Annotated in this window: 13 protein-coding genes; 5 read left to right on the top strand and 8 right to left on the bottom strand. The window is 52.0% G+C overall.

Annotated elements, in window-relative coordinates:
* Positions 1-19 precede the first annotated feature (19 nt).
* Positions 20-2161, top strand: a complete 2142-nt coding sequence (gene yccS, locus EYY67_RS13270; protein WP_095922574.1) for a YccS family putative transporter — start codon at positions 20-22, stop codon at positions 2159-2161.
* Between the two features lie 22 nt (positions 2162-2183).
* Here yccS and EYY67_RS13275 read toward each other — a convergent pair whose 3' ends face one another.
* Complete coding sequence (locus EYY67_RS13275) at positions 2184-2816, bottom strand: TfoX/Sxy family DNA transformation protein (protein ID WP_119822237.1); 633 nt, start codon at positions 2814-2816, stop codon at positions 2184-2186.
* Between the two features lie 217 nt (positions 2817-3033).
* Between EYY67_RS13275 and sulA the strand changes: the two genes are divergently transcribed.
* Positions 3034-3540 (top strand): SOS-induced cell division inhibitor SulA, encoded by a 507-nt coding sequence (sulA, locus tag EYY67_RS13280; protein WP_119822941.1) that lies wholly within the window; start codon positions 3034-3036, stop codon positions 3538-3540.
* Positions 3541-3897: 357 nt separating this feature from the next.
* Positions 3898-4974: a porin OmpA gene (gene ompA / locus EYY67_RS13285; RefSeq protein WP_131693715.1), complete on the top strand. Its 1077-nt coding sequence runs from the start codon at positions 3898-3900 to the stop codon at positions 4972-4974.
* A 110-nt stretch (positions 4975-5084) separates the two neighbouring features.
* Here the strand turns inward: ompA and matP are convergent, their stop codons facing one another.
* Positions 5085-5546: a macrodomain Ter protein MatP gene (gene matP / locus EYY67_RS13290; protein ID WP_095922577.1), complete on the bottom strand. Its 462-nt coding sequence runs from the start codon at positions 5544-5546 to the stop codon at positions 5085-5087.
* Between the two features lie 210 nt (positions 5547-5756).
* On the opposite strand from matP, the gene EYY67_RS13295 reads away from it, so the two are divergent.
* Positions 5757-7523 (top strand): AAA family ATPase, encoded by a 1767-nt coding sequence (locus EYY67_RS13295; protein ID WP_119822235.1) that lies wholly within the window; start codon positions 5757-5759, stop codon positions 7521-7523.
* Between the two features lie 68 nt (positions 7524-7591).
* Positions 7592-8110, top strand: coding sequence for a bifunctional 3-hydroxydecanoyl-ACP dehydratase/trans-2-decenoyl-ACP isomerase (gene fabA, locus EYY67_RS13300; protein WP_013574872.1), 519 nt, complete (start codon positions 7592-7594; stop codon positions 8108-8110).
* 138 nt (positions 8111-8248) lie between these two features.
* Here the strand turns inward: fabA and rmf are convergent, their stop codons facing one another.
* From rmf to rlmKL, 6 genes are all read right to left on the bottom strand, one after another.
* Complete coding sequence (rmf, locus tag EYY67_RS13305; RefSeq protein ID WP_013574871.1) at positions 8249-8416, bottom strand: ribosome modulation factor; 168 nt, start codon at positions 8414-8416, stop codon at positions 8249-8251.
* A 275-nt stretch (positions 8417-8691) separates the two neighbouring features.
* On the bottom strand, positions 8692-9261 hold the full coding sequence (pqiC, locus tag EYY67_RS13315) for a membrane integrity-associated transporter subunit PqiC (protein WP_095922579.1): 570 nt from the start codon (positions 9259-9261) through the stop codon (positions 8692-8694).
* On the bottom strand, positions 9261-10913 hold the full coding sequence (gene pqiB, locus EYY67_RS13320; RefSeq protein WP_095922580.1) for an intermembrane transport protein PqiB: 1653 nt from the start codon (positions 10911-10913) through the stop codon (positions 9261-9263). The genes pqiC and pqiB overlap by 1 nt, the downstream gene beginning before the upstream one ends.
* Positions 10900-12168, bottom strand: coding sequence for a membrane integrity-associated transporter subunit PqiA (gene pqiA / locus EYY67_RS13325; RefSeq protein WP_408637238.1), 1269 nt, complete (start codon positions 12166-12168; stop codon positions 10900-10902). Before pqiA ends, pqiB begins: the two co-directional genes overlap by 14 nt.
* Positions 12169-12246: 78 nt before the next feature.
* Positions 12247-14151, bottom strand: a complete 1905-nt coding sequence (locus tag EYY67_RS13330; RefSeq protein WP_119822233.1) for an ABC transporter ATP-binding protein — start codon at positions 14149-14151, stop codon at positions 12247-12249.
* Between the two features lie 5 nt (positions 14152-14156).
* Positions 14157-16277 (bottom strand): bifunctional 23S rRNA (guanine(2069)-N(7))-methyltransferase RlmK/23S rRNA (guanine(2445)-N(2))-methyltransferase RlmL, encoded by a 2121-nt coding sequence (rlmKL, locus tag EYY67_RS13335; protein ID WP_095922583.1) that lies wholly within the window; start codon positions 16275-16277, stop codon positions 14157-14159.
* Between the last annotated feature and the right edge of the window lie 78 nt (positions 16278-16355).

Here is a 16355-nt window from a genome sequence, read left to right on the forward strand (position 1 = left end):
TTTAACGTGGGGTTTTTCCGTGCTTTCTATTGCACCGGGTTTAAGGCGTTATGCCTATAACAGCAATGTTCTTTATCACATCAGGATTTTCATTGCCCTGACAGGGGCCGCTGCCGTGCCCTGGTGGCTGGGCCAGATTACGCTGACCATTCCGCTGACACTCGGTGTCGTGGCGGCCGCACTGGCCGATCTCGATGATCGGCTCACCGGCCGCCTGCGTAATCTGGTGATTACCCTGGTGTGCTTTTTCATTGCCTCTGCGTCAATAGAATTGCTGTTCCCCTACCCGTGGTTATTTGCGCCGGGGTTGATGATTTCGACCTGCGGATTCATCCTTCTCGGCGCGCTCGGTCAGCGTTACGCCACGATTGCGTTCGGCGCGTTACTGATCGCCATTTATACGATGCTGGGCACCAGCATGTATCACATCTGGTATCAGCAGCCGCTGATCCTGCTGGCCGGTGCGATCTGGTATAACCTGCTGACGCTGGCGGGCCATATTATTTTCCCGATAAGGCCGTTGCAGGATCAGATCTCCCGCTGTTTCACTCAGCTGGCGGCGTATCTGGAAGCCAAGGCCACGTTGTTTGATCCCGACCAGGAAGACAATAATCAGCAACTGGTTGATCTGGCGATGGCTAACGGTCAGCTGGTTTCTACGCTAAATCAGACGAAAAATACGCTGCAAACCCGGCTCAAAGGCGACCGGGGTCAGAAAGGCACCCGCCGGACACTGCATTATTATTTTGTGGTGCAGGACATTCATGAGCGCGCCAGTTCATCGCACGTGAAATACCTTAAACTGAGCGAACAATTCCATCACAGCGATATTCTGTTCCGCTTTCAACGCCTGATGAGCATGCAGGCCCGCGCCTGCTTACAGCTGTCGCAATGCATTCTCTACCGCCAGCCCTACACCCATAACAGCCAGTTTGAACGGGCATTTTCTCGCCTTGAAGAAGCGCTGAAACGGCTGGAATCTCAGAATGAACATCGGGAAATGTTGCAGGCCTTGCGGCATCTTTTGCGCAATCTGCATGCGATTGATGCCCAGCTGGCAAACATTGAATCTGAGCAGTCACTGCCGGAAAACCAGACGGGGAAAAGCCCGTTTGCCGAGGATCGTCTGACCGGTCTGGATGACATCTGGCTGCGCATATCCCGCCATTTTACCCCTCAGTCTGTGCTTTTTCGCCATGCGGTGCGCATGTCAGTGGTGCTGTTTATCGGCTATGTATTTATTCAGGTCAGTGGCTTAAATCATGGCTACTGGATTTTGCTCACCAGTCTTTTTGTCTGCCAGCCAAACTACAGCGCGACCCGCCGCAGACTGGCGCTGAGGATAATCGGGACGCTGGCCGGTATTGCGCTGGGCATTCCTATCTTGTATTTCGTGCCTTCCGTTGACGGACAAATGATCCTGATCGTTATCAGCGGATTGTTGTTCTTTGCCTTCCGTACCGTGCAGTACGCGCAGGCAACCATGTTCATTACCCTGCTCGTTTTGCTGTGTTTCAATTTGCTGGGTGAAGGGTTTGAAGTCGCCATACCTCGTGTCATCGATACCCTGATTGGCTGTGGTATTGCCTGGGCTGCGGTGACCTACATCTGGCCTGACTGGAAATTCCGCCAGATAGATAAGGTGGTCAGCAAAACCTTTGATGCGAACTGCCGTTATCTCGATGCCATTCTGGTGCAGTACCATCAGGGCAAAGATAACAGCCTTGATTACCGGCTCGCCCGGCGCGATGCGCATAACTGTGATGCTGAACTGGCCTCCGTCGTTTCGAATATGAGTTCTGAGAAGAATAATGATCCGGCGACGCTTGAGGCCGCATTCCGGCTGCTGTGCCTGAATCACACCATGCTGAGTTACATTTCTGCGCTGGGTGCGCATCGTGAAAAACTTAATGACGCTGAAACGCTGCAATTGCTTGATGATGCAGCCTGCTGTGTGGATGGCGCGTTACACCATCTTCCTTCAGAGGCTGAGCGCATCCATCACGCGCTGGAGCAACTCACTGCCCGCATCCAGATGCGGACGACGGACAGTGACAGTAAAGAGCAACTTGTCCTTCAGCAAATTGGATTACTGGTGGCCCATTTACCTGAACTCACCAGTCTCAATACTAAAATCCTGCCTGCACAGAGTGCCCTCTGACGGCAGGCGTGTGTGACGCTCCTTAGTGGAGGATCGTCGATTGCTGCTCTTGCTGATGGTTAAACCAGTGAGTTAATGATTCTCTGGAAGCCATCGGCAAAGCGGCCTCGTGAAAGCCCAGAATCGCCCCCTCCAGAGCCATCAGTAGATTAATGCCCAAGTTCTTTTTTTTTATTGCGCACAATTTCAAATAAGTCTGGCAGGCACCGTGAAGACGCAGATCTCCGGAGTTCTCAATTCCCGCCTGCCAGAGCATTCTCTCAAGCGCCAGTGTGAGATTCGGTAAATCCTTCAACCTCCCCGCTTCATTGTTTTTTCTCACGGCGATGTCGCGTTGCATCCCCTGTAACGCCAGCCTGCCCAGCTTACATAACGCCTCAGGATCGCTCCATTGGGCCGGACTCACTTTAAAATAGCGTAACTGAACGTCCATGCCGCGCTTGCGGTAAATCAGTCTCTCCATCTTTTTACGGCGAAAATGGACTTCCGTTTCTTTATCGGCACGGAGATATAATTCTCCGTCAGAGACCAGGGCAAACATGACACGGTCGGCGGACAGACTGAAACCGCCAAATTGGGTGCGGGAACGAATGTTGCCCAATGGGGCAAACAGGGCCAGGCACTCACGTACTCTTTTTTTTGATTTGTTTATCATTGCGTTATCCTTTTCACATTAATTCCTGACGACCAATTTGAGTTACCAGAACAGCTAAATGCAAAATACTCAATGTCGCGAAGCGCAACAAACACAAAATGCAGTTGCAGTCCGTTGCCTTCAAAATTTGCGAGACGTCTTGGAAAAAATTGGGTTGATCTTTGCTCATCGCCAGAGTACTGTACATTCATACAGTAACTCACTGGGGTACATCACTATGCGAACTCAACATCATACAAATCATCATTTTAGTCAGCTTGCTTTGCCGGTTAATCGCGCACAGGTAAATACGTCTGCATCCTTGAATAATGGTCTGATCACTGAGTTCGTCTATAGTGCGAGCCAACCCGCCTTTGCGCAGTTACTCCTGCCTTTGCTCCAACATCTGGGTATGCAGTCCCGCTGGCTGTTATGGCTCACGCCGCAGCAAAAGCTCAGCCGTCATTGGTTATCAGAATCTGGATTGCCGGTCGATAAAATGGTTCAGGTGAATCAGATCACCGCGATGTCGACGGTGGATGCGATGGAGAAAGCATTGCAGACAGGAAACTACAGCGTGGTGCTCGGATGGCTACCCGATTTGAATGATGCGGAACGTGAAAGACTGCAAATTGCAGCACGTCAGGGGGGCGCTTATGGCTTCATCATGAAGCCAACAAACGATCAGAATTCAGCAGGTGGACATCACTCAACAGTAAAAATTCACTCTTCTGTATACCATTAGTTCAAAATAGGAACTTTCCTATGAAAATAATGGGGAAGTTAGTGATTTGTGCTGTCAAAGGTCGCCAGCCCAGTAAAAACGGGTATTCGGAATGTAGTTTGACGCCAGATTTTGTCAGTAAATAGTCAAAGCCGTTAAGAAATGTGTACGTTTTTCCCTTTTTTTCCACGGTGTTAACACATCAAGCTTGTAAGTTTCGCGCCACGTTGTAGACTTTACAACGCCAAGGTTGCTCAATAATGCCAACGTAAAGTGGCAAGTTCTGAAATGAAGCAATAATCTTGGCGTAAGGATTTTAACCAAGGGCTTAAAAAGCTTAAAGCTCAATTGCCTATTTGGATGATAACGAGGCGCAAAATGAAAAAGACAGCTATCGCATTAGCAGTGGCACTGGCAGGTTTCGCTACCGTAGCGCAAGCCGCCCCTAAAGATAACACCTGGTATACCGGTGGTAAATTGGGCTGGTCCCAATACCATGACACTGGTTTCGCAAATGCTTACGAAGGTATCGGCAACGGCCCTACCCACGAAAGCCAACTGGGTGCAGGTGCGTTCTTGGGTTACCAAGCGAACCAATACCTGGGCTTTGAAATGGGATATGACTGGCTTGGCCGTATGCCTTCTAAAGGCAGCGTAAACAACGGCGCGTTCAAAGCACAAGGCGTTCAGCTGGCTGCTAAACTGAGCTACCCACTGACTGACGATCTGGACCTGTACACCCGTCTGGGTGGTATGGTTTGGCGTGCAGACTCTAAAGGTAACTTCGACAATGGCGCAGCTGGCCGCATCAGCGACCACGACACCGGTGTTTCTCCACTGGCAGCCGTTGGTGTTGAATACGCAGTGACCAAAAACTGGGCTACCCGTCTGGACTACCAGTGGGTTAACAACATTGGTGACGCAGCTACCGTTGGTGCACGTCCTGATAACGCAATGCTGTCTGTGGGTGTTTCTTACCGTTTCGGTCAAGATGAAGCAGCTGCACCAGTTGTTGCTCCAGCACCAGCTCCAGCTCCAGTTGTAGAAACTAAGAAATTCACTCTGAAATCTGACGTTCTCTTCAACTTCAACAAAGCGACTCTGAAACCAGAAGGCCAACAGGCTCTGGATCAGCTGTACAGCCAGTTGAGCTCAATCGATCCTAAAGACGGTTCTGTTATCGTTCTGGGTTACACCGACCGTATCGGTTCAGAACAATACAACCAGAAACTGTCTGAGCAACGTGCTCAGAGCGTAGTAGATTACCTGGTATCTAAAGGTATCCCTGCTAACAAGATCTCTGCACAAGGCCAGGGTAAATCTAACCCAGTTACCGGTTCTACCTGTGACTCCGTTAAAGGCCGTGCTGCTCTGATCGATTGCCTGGCACCAGACCGTCGTGTAGAAATCGAAGTTAAAGGCTACAAAGATACTGTTACTCAGCCACAGGCTTAATAACAGACTTTAGCTTTTGCTACAGATATCAAAAACCCCGCCTCGGCGGGGTTTTTTTTATGGCTGCAATAACAGAACAAAGCGGTATTCTCTGCGGAACGGTAACGAAATTACCCGAGATCTTTCTTGCCAAGGATTTGCTGCAGATCCTCTTTTAATGAAGACATCTGATTAGCGTATTTTTCTTTACGCTCAGCATCCTCAAGCAACTGAATGATTGTGTCAGACAATGTTGCCCCACGCCTTTGCGCCAGACCGGCCAAACGCTGCCACACCAGAAACTCTAAATCGATGGATTTCTTACGGGTGTGCTGATGCTCAGCATTGAAGTGTCGTTTACGGCGGGCCCGTATGGTTTGTTTGAGGCGATTTTCCAGCGCCGGATTCATATCATTCGCGATCCAGTCCATCACTTTGACCGGTTCGTTTTCCAGTCTGAGAAGTTGATTCACGGATTCTTGTGCAGCGCTGTTTTCTAAATGGCGAGTGATCCGCTCACCTTCCCGGTGTTTTTTCACCAGATACTTCCATTTCCAACCGCTTTCCAGATTTTCCAGTTGCTGATATTTCATCGTGAACTCTTCGGTGACCCCGTAACTTTACTAAGCATAACAGCTTTAATTCAATTTTCACCCCAAATAAACCGGCTAATTCTGCCTGTTTTTTGCGCACCTGTTCAGCAATGTGCGCTAACCGCATTTCCTCTTTGACTCTCATTGTATGCAGCCGGATTTATTCTTGTATAATCGCTCTTTCCCTTTTTATAGAAAACAGCTAACACATTGACCAATAACCGACTTGACTGGCAGCTTTTACTGCCCGACTCCGCGCCTTACGAGGCAATTTTTGCAACGGCTGCCCAGTTAGCCCCTGTCGATTTCGCTGGAACTCAGCCTCGGCTGGAAAATGGTTTAACGCTGTTTTGTCATCCCCGCTCACGCCCGCGTTTTATGACGCTCAAGGCGCAGGAAAATCGTGAATATCTGTCACGTATCGCTCAGGTCGTCAGCGAACTGCTGCCCGAAACGGCTGAAATCACCGGCAACCGTTATCATATTGAAGGCAATAAGATCACGCTGCTGGCCGCTAAATCTGCGGAAGATGCCTTCGCGGCAAAATTCACCTGCCAGTACCGCGAGTGGATTGAGCCGGAGCAACTGTTTGGTTGCGTCAGGGTGTACAAAGACCAGATCCAGCTTGAGCCGGGTCTGATTCATCAGGTCAATGGCGGCGTTCTGGTGCTGTCAATTCGTACCCTTATTGCCCAGCCGCTGATGTGGTTGCGTCTTAAGCAGATGATCACCGAAGGCCAGTATCACTGGGTTTCTCCTGATGAAGCCAAACCTCTGCCGGTCACGGTTCCGCCAATGCCGCTGGATATTCGCCTGATTCTGGTCGGTGACCGCTTGTCACTGGGTGATCTGAGCGATATGGAACCGGAGCTGATGGAATCGGCCATTTATGGCGAATTCGAAGCCGACCTGCCGCTGACCGAAGAAAGCGACATGGAAACCTGGTGTGGTTATGTGAACACACTGGCCGACGAGCTTGAGATCCCCCGTCTGGCCGCCGATGCCTGGCCCGAATTTCATAAAATGGCGATACGCCACAGCACCGATCAGGGCAGCCTGACGCTGGATCCGGTCTGGCTGAGTGCACAGTTAAGTGAAGCCGCGCTCTATAATGAAGATGAGTTGCTCAGCGCGAAATCTCTTGAAGCTGCCTCTAATGCCCGTGCATGGCGTGAAAGCTATTTGCAGGAACGCATGCAGGATGAAATTGAGCTGGGGCAAATCCGTATCGAGACGGAAGGCGAAGTGGTCGGACAGATTAACGGCCTGTCGGTGCTGGAATACCCTGGCCATCCGCGCGCACTGGGTGAACCTTCACGGATTAGTTGTGTCGTACACACCGGCGACGGTGAATTTACTGACGTTGAACGTAAAGCTGAATTAGGCGGTAATCTGCATGCCAAGGGCATGATGATTATGCAGGCTTTCCTGATTTCCGAGTTAGAACTCGACCAGCCTCTGCCCTTCTCCGCGTCGATTGTTTTTGAACAATCTTACGGTGAAGTGGACGGCGACAGCGCGTCCCTTGCTGAACTTTGTGCACTGATCAGTGCCTTGTCGATGCAGCCGATTAACCAGCAGATTGCGGTAACCGGTTCTGTCGATCAGTTTGGGAATGTGCAACCTATTGGTGGCGTAAATGAGAAAATCGAAGGTTTCTTCGAAGTTTGTCAGCGTCGCGGTTTGACCGGTAAGCAAGGGGTCATTCTGCCAACCAGCAACGTGCGCAACCTGTGCCTGCATCCGCAAGTACTGGACGCCGTTCGCGAAGGCCAGTTTCACTTATGGGCAGTTGATAACGCAGCCGACGCGCTGCCTATCCTGACCGGACTGATTTACACAAACGAAGAAGAAGCTGAAGAAGAGCGTCCGAGCCTGCTGGGATTGATTCAGCAGCGCATAGCGTTGGTCACATCGCAAGGCAGCCCGCGTTATCCGTGGCCTCTTCGCTGGTTGAACTGGTTCAATCACAGCTGATCGGAGTTGTTCAGCTTACAGCTGTTCGCTAAACTTCGCCCTTCATTAAAATAAGGCTTACATAGAACATGGTAGATAAACGCGATTCCTATACGAAAGAAGACCTCGTAGCTTCTGGCCGCAGTGAACTGTTCGGTGCTGGTGGCCCTCCATTACCATCAGGCAACATGCTGATGATGGATCGCATCGTGAAGATGCAAGAAGATGGCGGCACCCATGGCAAAGGCTATGTTGAAGCTGAATTAGATATCAATCCTGATCTGTGGTTCTTCGGTTGCCACTTCATCGGCGATCCGGTTATGCCTGGCTGTCTGGGTCTGGACGCCATGTGGCAGTTAGTGGGCTTTTATCTGGGCTGGCTCGGTGGCGAAGGCAAAGGCCGCGCACTGGGTGTGGGTGAAGTGAAATTCACCGGTCAGGTTCTGCCAACCGCGAAGCTGGTCACCTACCGTCTGAACTTCAAACGCGTGATCAACCGTAAACTGATCATGGGCGTTGCTGATGGTGAAGTGCTGGTTGACGGCGTGGTAATTTACACCGCTACTGATCTGAAAGTGGGTCTGTTCAAAGACGCTGCGGCTTTCTGATAAAGCCCTGCACGACGTCTGAAAAAGGGTGAGCCTACGGGTTCACCTTTTTTATGTCTGCGGTACGGGCACTCTGGCCTGCAAACAAAAACCTCCGCGCGCAGCGGAGGTTGTTCCTTATTCTGACAGGGGAGCCGCTTAAGCGGTAACGGCCCTGTCCTCCATGGCTTGTCGCCAACCCCCGAGCCAATGTGATCGGGCATCTAATGATTGGTACGGACAAATCTCTTTTGAGCGTCCGCCAATACCTGCTTGGTATCCACGTGATTGTGCCCGTTCCAGGCGATCGCGTTTTTGTCTCTTCATGCCTTATATCCCTCATTATTCAGGTCAGGTGGAAAGAAAACAGTGGGCCGCTTCTGCGTCCACACCTAACAAATAGCTGCAATATGGGGAGAGGTCAATGCGCAAATTTCACGCCAATGTCACATTCGTGAGCTATATTATTAGATTGCGCGCAAGATAATCGCGCTGGCTAATGCCTCATCTGGCTGATCACCATAAAAAAATCCCGGCATCTGAAAGGTCAGAAACCGGGATTTTTTATGTATCACTTAAAAAATATTAAGCTTAAAAAATCGTCATCTTATCTGCGCGGCTATCTGGCCCGCTTCTTGCTGCCATCCGGTCGCCAGCGTCCTGACCAGTGCATCATAACCATCTTCATTTTGTTTCAGATTCAGGGCGAAATCGCGCTGAATCATCTGGCCATTTCTTGTCAGGCTCCAGCTTCCGCTGACCACGACGATACCGTCGTAACGGCCATGGAAACCGGTGACATTCACGTTCAGCACATCCTGGTCGTCCGAACTGGAAGCCTGAGTTGACACCACTGAGCCCGGCAAATCACGACGCAAATACGTCACAAGCGCCTGGTGAAGCTGCTGATCCAGCGGGCTGGCCCAGAGGTTATTCTGGGTCAGCGTGTACTGCACATCATTGGTCTGATATACCAACCCTGAGCCTGCCAGATAATCCGCAACACTGACCCGTTCAACCCACAGGTGGCGCTGTGTAGCGGCACCTGTGGACATCACACTGCCGGTTGACGCTGTGCTGCTCAGCACAGGCAACTGGTAGTAGGTTTTCTGGTCACTGCTGCTACAGGCAGTCAGGAATAATGCTAAGACGACAGGTATCCATTTCATCATTATTTGGCCTTCTTCGGCTGAGGATCATCTTGCCCAGGGGCGGCGAAAATCAGTGCATTACTTTTCTGGTTCAGCGTTTTCAGTACCGGTTGCAGTTCACGCAGGGTTTTATCCAGACTCTGCATGTCGCCAACCAGATTGCCATACGCCGGAGAACCAGGCTGGAAGCCTTTCAGGCTGCGGTTAAGCTGAATCAACGTCTGCTGCATATCTTGCGGCAGGTTCTTCATCTCTTTGCTGCTCACAATCGCATTCAGTGATTCGATTGTTTTCTGCGTCGCCCGCATCGTTCTCTGACTTTCGGCCAGCGTACTGGTGGCCTCACGCATCATCGGTTCGATCGGCAGATTGTTGATTTTATCCAGCGTGGTCATCAGTTTCTGCTGAATTTGCGCGAAACCACCGCTCACGGTCGGCAGCAGTTTATGGCCGGAAATTTCCAGCGGACCTTTCCACGGCTTCTCGTTTGGATAGAAATCGAGGTCAATGTACATCGCGCCCGTTAACAGGTTCGCAGATTTCATCGACGCACGCAGACCATGCGCGATACCGTCACGGATATGATCTTCAATATTGAAATTACTGCCCAGCATTTGCGCAAAGCGATCGGGTTCAATACGGATCAGTATCGGAATGCGGTAATCCTCAGACATCTGCTGTTTCAGCGCATTCAGCGGATAAGGCACTTCTGCCACGGTACCCAGACGAATGCCGCGGAATTCAACAGGCGCGCCAGGTTGCAGGCCGCGAATAGAATCCGAGAAGAACATCACGTAATCCATGTGGCGGGTATACAGTGATTCCTGAATGCTTTTCTGATCGTCAAACAGCTTATAATCATCGCCGTTTTTCGCTTCATTGCCTTGCGTCCAGCCATTCGGGATATCAAAGCTGACGCCACCGCTGAACAGCGTGGTCAGTGACCCCATTTCCACCCGCATACCGGCGGCAGACATATCAAAGTTCACGCCACTGTCTTTCCAGAAACGCACATTGTCTGTGACCAGCGTGTCGTAAGGTGCACGGATAAAGAGCTGATATTTGATGTTACGGGCTTTCGGATCAAAGTGGCTGGTTTCCACAGTACCGACCTGGAAACCGCGGAACAGCACCGGATCGCCCGGATTAAGCTGTCCTGAACGCTCACTTTCCAGAATTACGCGGATACCTTTAGCATCAGGCGAAGCCAGCGGCGGGGAATCATCCAGTTTATATTCTGATTTTTCGCCGCCTTTGTTACCCGGCTGCAACTGAATATAAGCACCGGACAACAACGTGCCCAAACCGGAAATTCCTTCCCGTCCGATTTGCGGTTTCACCACCCAGAACACAGAATCGTCACGGAGCATTTTTTCCATGCCGGTATTCAGGCGCGCCTTAATGATGACCTGTTGCAGGTCTTCACTCAGGGTCACACTCTCCACTTTCCCCACGTCGACGTTACGGCTTTTGATGGTGGTTTTCCCGCCCTCAATGCCTTCCGCCGTGGTAGTGATCAGCGTAACTTCCGGTCCCTGATGGCTGTAATGATAAAACAGGATCCATGCACCAATCAGCGCCGTGACAATCGGCACGATCCACACCGGAGACCAGCGTTTAATTTTTTCGACTTTGGCAGTTCCGTCATTCTCTGCCATGTTATTTCCTGCCATCTTGTGGCTCCTTTGTAGACTTCATTCCAGCACGATCCCAAATGAGCCTTGGGTCAAATGTCATTGCAGCGAACATGGTGAGAATGACAACGCCGGCAAAAAGCAGCGCGCCAATATCCGGATAAATACTCATCAGTTGCCCCATTCTTACCAGTGCCGCAAGTACCGCAATGACAAACACATCAATCATTGACCAGCGACCAACAAACTCAACCACTTCATACACAACGTGTAACCGCTCCCTGTCGATCTGTTTATCGCTGTTGGCATCCCAGCATAACCAGCCGATGGCGATCATTTTCAATGTCGGCACCATGATACTGGCGATCAAAATAACCAGTGCCACAGGGTATGAACCTTCACTCCACAACAACGCGACCCCGGCCATGATCGTAGACGGGATAGGATTTCCCAGCACCTGCGTGATCATAATCGGCAGTAAATTCGCCGGGATATATAACAGAATGGACGTGACCAGCAGCGCCATCGTCCATTGCAGGCTGTTCTTCCGGCGGGCATGGCCCTGCGTTTTGCAGCGGCCACATTCTTTCTGATCCACCGGCAAAATCGCCATACAGCAATGGCAGGAACGCAATCCCTGACGCAGGCCGCTTTCGCCCACGCGCAGCGGCTGCGCAACCGGCGGTGCCGGCTCGATGTGATTCCACATCCACAAACGATCGGTGCACTGAAATGCGCGCAGTTGCAGCAGGCAGAACAGAACATAAGGATAAAAACTGGTGCCCACGCCCACATCCCCGTAGGCCATCAGTTTCACGAAACTGACCAGCACGCCCGCGAGGAAAATCTCGACCATGCACCAGGCTTTCAGCCGGAATAAGGTACGGGCAATGCCGACTTTCCAGCGAAGAGGAATATTGAAACCCTGACAAAGGATAATAATAGACAGCATGCAGACGGCGGGAAGCAGTTGCACCACCACCATAAACAGCGACGCCATGCTGGCGTAGTCTTCTGAAACCAGAACCTGAGGGATTTGTACCAGCGTCACTTCGCTGCTCAGCCCCGCAACATTCATATTAACGAAAGGAAAAAGGTTGGCCAGCAACAGCATGAATAAGGCGCTGATGGCATAACCGACAGGACGTCTGCGTGGCTCATTCCAGCGGGATGTCAGCGTGGTATGGCAACGAGGACATACGGCTTTTTGCCCGATTTTCAGACCAGGTATTGCCACCAGAATGTCGCACTGGGGGCATAAGATGTGCGGGTCATGGGCGTCAGAACACACTATCGACTCCTCAACAGCGGAAAGACTATGAATATCGGCAACCGGTCTTCCCTTAATCCGGTTGCCAATCATGATGCAGTGTTAGCCGTTTTTCTGCGCTTCCAGCGCTTCCCAACGTTCAAACGCCTGCTCTAACTCCTGCTCTGCAGCAGCGAAAGCATTGAGCACTTGCTGAGTTTCTTCATGAGGAAGTGTGAAGAAGTTCGCATCGCTCATTTGCTGTTGCAGTGCACTGATTTTTTCTTCCAGCGCGCTGATTTGCGCAGGCAATTGTTCCAGTTCACGTTGTTGATTATAGCTGAGCTTATTCGCCGTGCGTTTTGCCGGTTCTGCCTTAGGTTGCGCAGCCGGTTTATTTTCGGTTGCAGCCGCAGGACGGATTGGCCTCTGGTTGCGGCGCTGATGCTGTGCGTCATGGTAACCGCCGACATAACTGTTGATGACGCCGTCGCCTTCATAAATCCAGCACTCGGTTGCGGAGTTATCAACAAACTCACGGTCATGGCTCACCAGCATCACGGTACCCTGATAGCTGTCGATCATCTCTTCCAGCAGTTCGAGGGTTTCCACATCCAGGTCGTTGGTCGGCTCATCGAGGATCAACAGGTTACTTGGACGCAGGAACAATTTAGCCAGCAACAGACGGTTACGCTCACCGCCAGACAATGCTTTCACCGGGGTCATTGCGCGTTTCGGGTGGAACAGGAAGTCCTGTAAATAGCCCAGCACGTGGCGCGCGCGGCCGTTAACCATCACTTCCTGCTTACCTTCTGCAAGGTTATCCATCACCGTACGTTCAGGATCCAGCTCAGCACGGTGCTGGTCGAAGTACGCCACTTCCAGCTTGGTGCCGCAGTGAACACGGCCACTGTCTGCCTTAATCTGACTTAACATCAGTTTTAGCAAGGTGGTTTTGCCACAACCGTTCGGACCGACCAGCGCGATTTTATCGCCGCGCATGACCTGAGCGGAGAAATGGCTGACCAGTTGTTTACCGGCCACCGAGTAGCTGACGTCTTCCATTTCGAAGACAATCTTGCCGGAACTCGCGGCTTCAACCACCTGCATTTTAGCCGTGCCCATCACTTCACGGCGATCTGAACGCTCTTTACGCAGGGCTTTCAGGGCGCGGACGCGGCCTTCGTTACGTGTACGGCGGGCTTTGATACCCTGACGGATCCACACTTCTTCCTGCGCCAGTTTTTTATCAAACTCGGCGTTCTGCAACTCTTCGACACGCAGCGCCTCTTCTTTCGCCAGCAGATACGCTTCGTAATTGCCCGGATAGGAGACCAGTTTGCCGCGATCGAGATCGACAATACGCGTCGCCATGTTGCGGATGAAAGAACGGTCATGGGAAATGAAGATAATGCTGCCCTGGAATTCTTTCAGGAATTCTTCCAGCCACGCGATACTCTCGATATCCAGGTGGTTGGTCGGTTCGTCGAGCAGCAGAATGTGCGGCGCGCTGACCAGCGCACGACCCAGTGCCGCTTTACGCAGCCAGCCGCCGGACAGGGATTTCAGCTCTGTATCCGCATCCAGACCCAGTTTCAGCAGCACTTCATTAATGCGGCTGTCGAGTTGCCACAAGCCCTGGTGATCAAGGATTTCCATCACCTGAGCCAGTTTGTTCATGTTCTTCTCGCTCGGGTCGCTTTCGACCAGATGCGAAATCGCGTGATACGCTTTCAGATGCTCGGCCTGTTCGAACACACCTTCCGAGACGAAATCAAACACCGTACCTTCAACATTGCGCGGCGGATCCTGTTGCAGACGCGCCACAATCAAATCCTGCTCATACACAATGCGCCCGTCATCGAGCGGCACTTCACGGTTGAGGATTTTCATCAGCGTCGATTTACCGGCGCCGTTACGGCCAACCAGACAGACGCGCTCATTCGGCTCGATGTGTAATTCGGTGTTATCCAACAGCGGCGAGTCACTGAATGACAGCCAGGCACCTGACATACTAATTAACGACATAAACTTTATTTTTCCTCGCCGGCATGGGACAGCAGCCAGCAGTTATGAATCTGACGATTACGGGCGAAATCCTGTGACAGGGTTTGGCTGGTGATTTCTTTCGCGCTCAGCCCCAGTTTACTCAGTCCGTCGAGATCCATCTGGAAACCGCGCTTGTTGTTGGAGAACATAATGGTGCCGTTGCGACGTAAAATGCGTTTCAGATCTTTCATCAGAGCCAGATGATCACGCTGTACGTCAAAACTTTCGGCCATACGTTTTGAGTTGGAGAACGTCGGTGGATCGATAAAGATCACATCGAATTGTTCATCGCACATGCCCAGATAAGACAGGCAATCCGCCTGGATCAGGCGATGCTGACGGCCGGTCAGGCCATTGGCACGCAGGTTTTTTTCCGCCCATTCCAGATAGGTACGGGACATATCGACGGTCGTCGTGCTGCGTGCGCCGCCCAGACCGGCGTGCACACTGGCAGTTCCGGTGTAGGCAAACAGGTTCAGGAAGTCTTTTCCTTTGCTCATTTCACCGAGCATTTTGCGCGCGATGCGGTGATCAAGGAACAAACCGGTGTCGAGATAATCCGTCAGGTTAACCCACAGTTTAGCGTTGAATTCTTCAACCAGCAGGAACTCGCCTTTCTGCGCCAGTTTCTCGTACTGGCTGGTGCCTTTCTGGCGCTCACGGGTTTTCAGGATCAGCTGGCTGGAGGAAATATCCAGCACAGACATCGTGGCGTTAATCACGTCGAACAGACGCTGACGGGCTTTTTGCGCATCAACGGTTTTTGGCGGCGCATATTCCTGCACCACCACTTTGCTGCCGTAACGGTCAACCGCCACGTTGTAATCCGGTAAATCAGCGTCATACAGGCGATAGCATTCGATGCCCTGCTGTTTGGCCCATTTCTCCAGTTTCTTAACATTTTTACGCAGACGGTTAGCGTAATCTTCCGCCATTTGCGTACCGGCAGCACCCGTCGGGTTTTCTGCCAGCTGATAGTTTTTCTGCACGCATTCCAGCGGGCCGTTCTTGGCTTTGAACTGACGCTCAGCGCGCAGTTGCAGGCAGCTCAGCAGTTCCGGTGACGCACTGAACAGTGACAACTGCCAGCCGCCAAATTTGGTCTTCATGATGCGGCCAAGCATATTGTGCAGGGCAATCAGGGCCGGTTCGCTTTCCAGACGCTCGCCGTATGGCGGGTTACTGATCACCGTACCCACCGGGCCTTCCGGCAGCGGATTGACCAGTTTACCGACTTCGGCGGCCTCGAAGCTTATCAGTTCAGCGACACCGGCACGACGGGCGTTAGCACGCGCCATTTCGATCACGCGACGATCGATATCGGAACCAAAGAAGCGGGAAGGGGTTTCCTGCACGGCACGGCGGGTGCGCACCTGGGCTTCGGCAGTCAGTTCGCGCCACAGTTCGGCGTCAAACTTGTTCCAGCCGGTGAAACCCCAGTGCTGACGATGCAGACCCGGTGCGCGATCGGCGGCGATCATCGCGGCTTCGATCAGCAGCGTACCGGAGCCACACATCGGATCGACCATCGGCGTACCGGCCTGCCAGCCGGAACGCATCACAATGGCAGCCGCCAGGTTTTCTTTCAGCGGAGCCTGACCGGTCAGGTCACGGTAGCCACGCTGATGCAGGCCTTCGCCGCTGAGATCCAGCGCGACGCTGGCGGTATCACGTTGCAGGAAGACGTTGACGCGGATGTCAGGCTGCTGTTTTGCCACGTTCGGGCGTTCGTCCATCTTGCGGGTAAAGCTGTCGACGATGGCGTCTTTTACTTTCAGCGCGCCGTACTGGCTGTTGCGGATCTCTTCATTCAGACCGCTGAAATGCACGGCAAAGGTTTTATCCACGCCGAAGACGGACGGCCAGTCGATCGCCATCACGCCAAGGTAAAGATCCAGATCGCTGTGAACTTTAAATTCGTTCAGCGGCAACAGGATGCGCGAAGCCAGACGGCTCCACAGTAAGCTACGGTACAGCAGGCGATCGTCACCTTCAAAATGCACCCCTCCCTGCACAACTTTGCAGGCTTGCGCACCCAGCGTTTCCAGTTCGCTTTTTAACAGTTCTTCCAGTCCACGCGCCGTGCTGGCAAACAAAGAGTTCATATCGACATATCACCAAAAATAAAATTGTTGCGCATTATAGCTAATCCCCGCCGCTTGTCATAAAGTCTCTGGTTCTTC

Source organism: Rahnella victoriana (genome assembly GCF_004330295.1).
GTDB lineage: Bacteria > Pseudomonadota > Gammaproteobacteria > Enterobacterales > Enterobacteriaceae > Rahnella > Rahnella victoriana.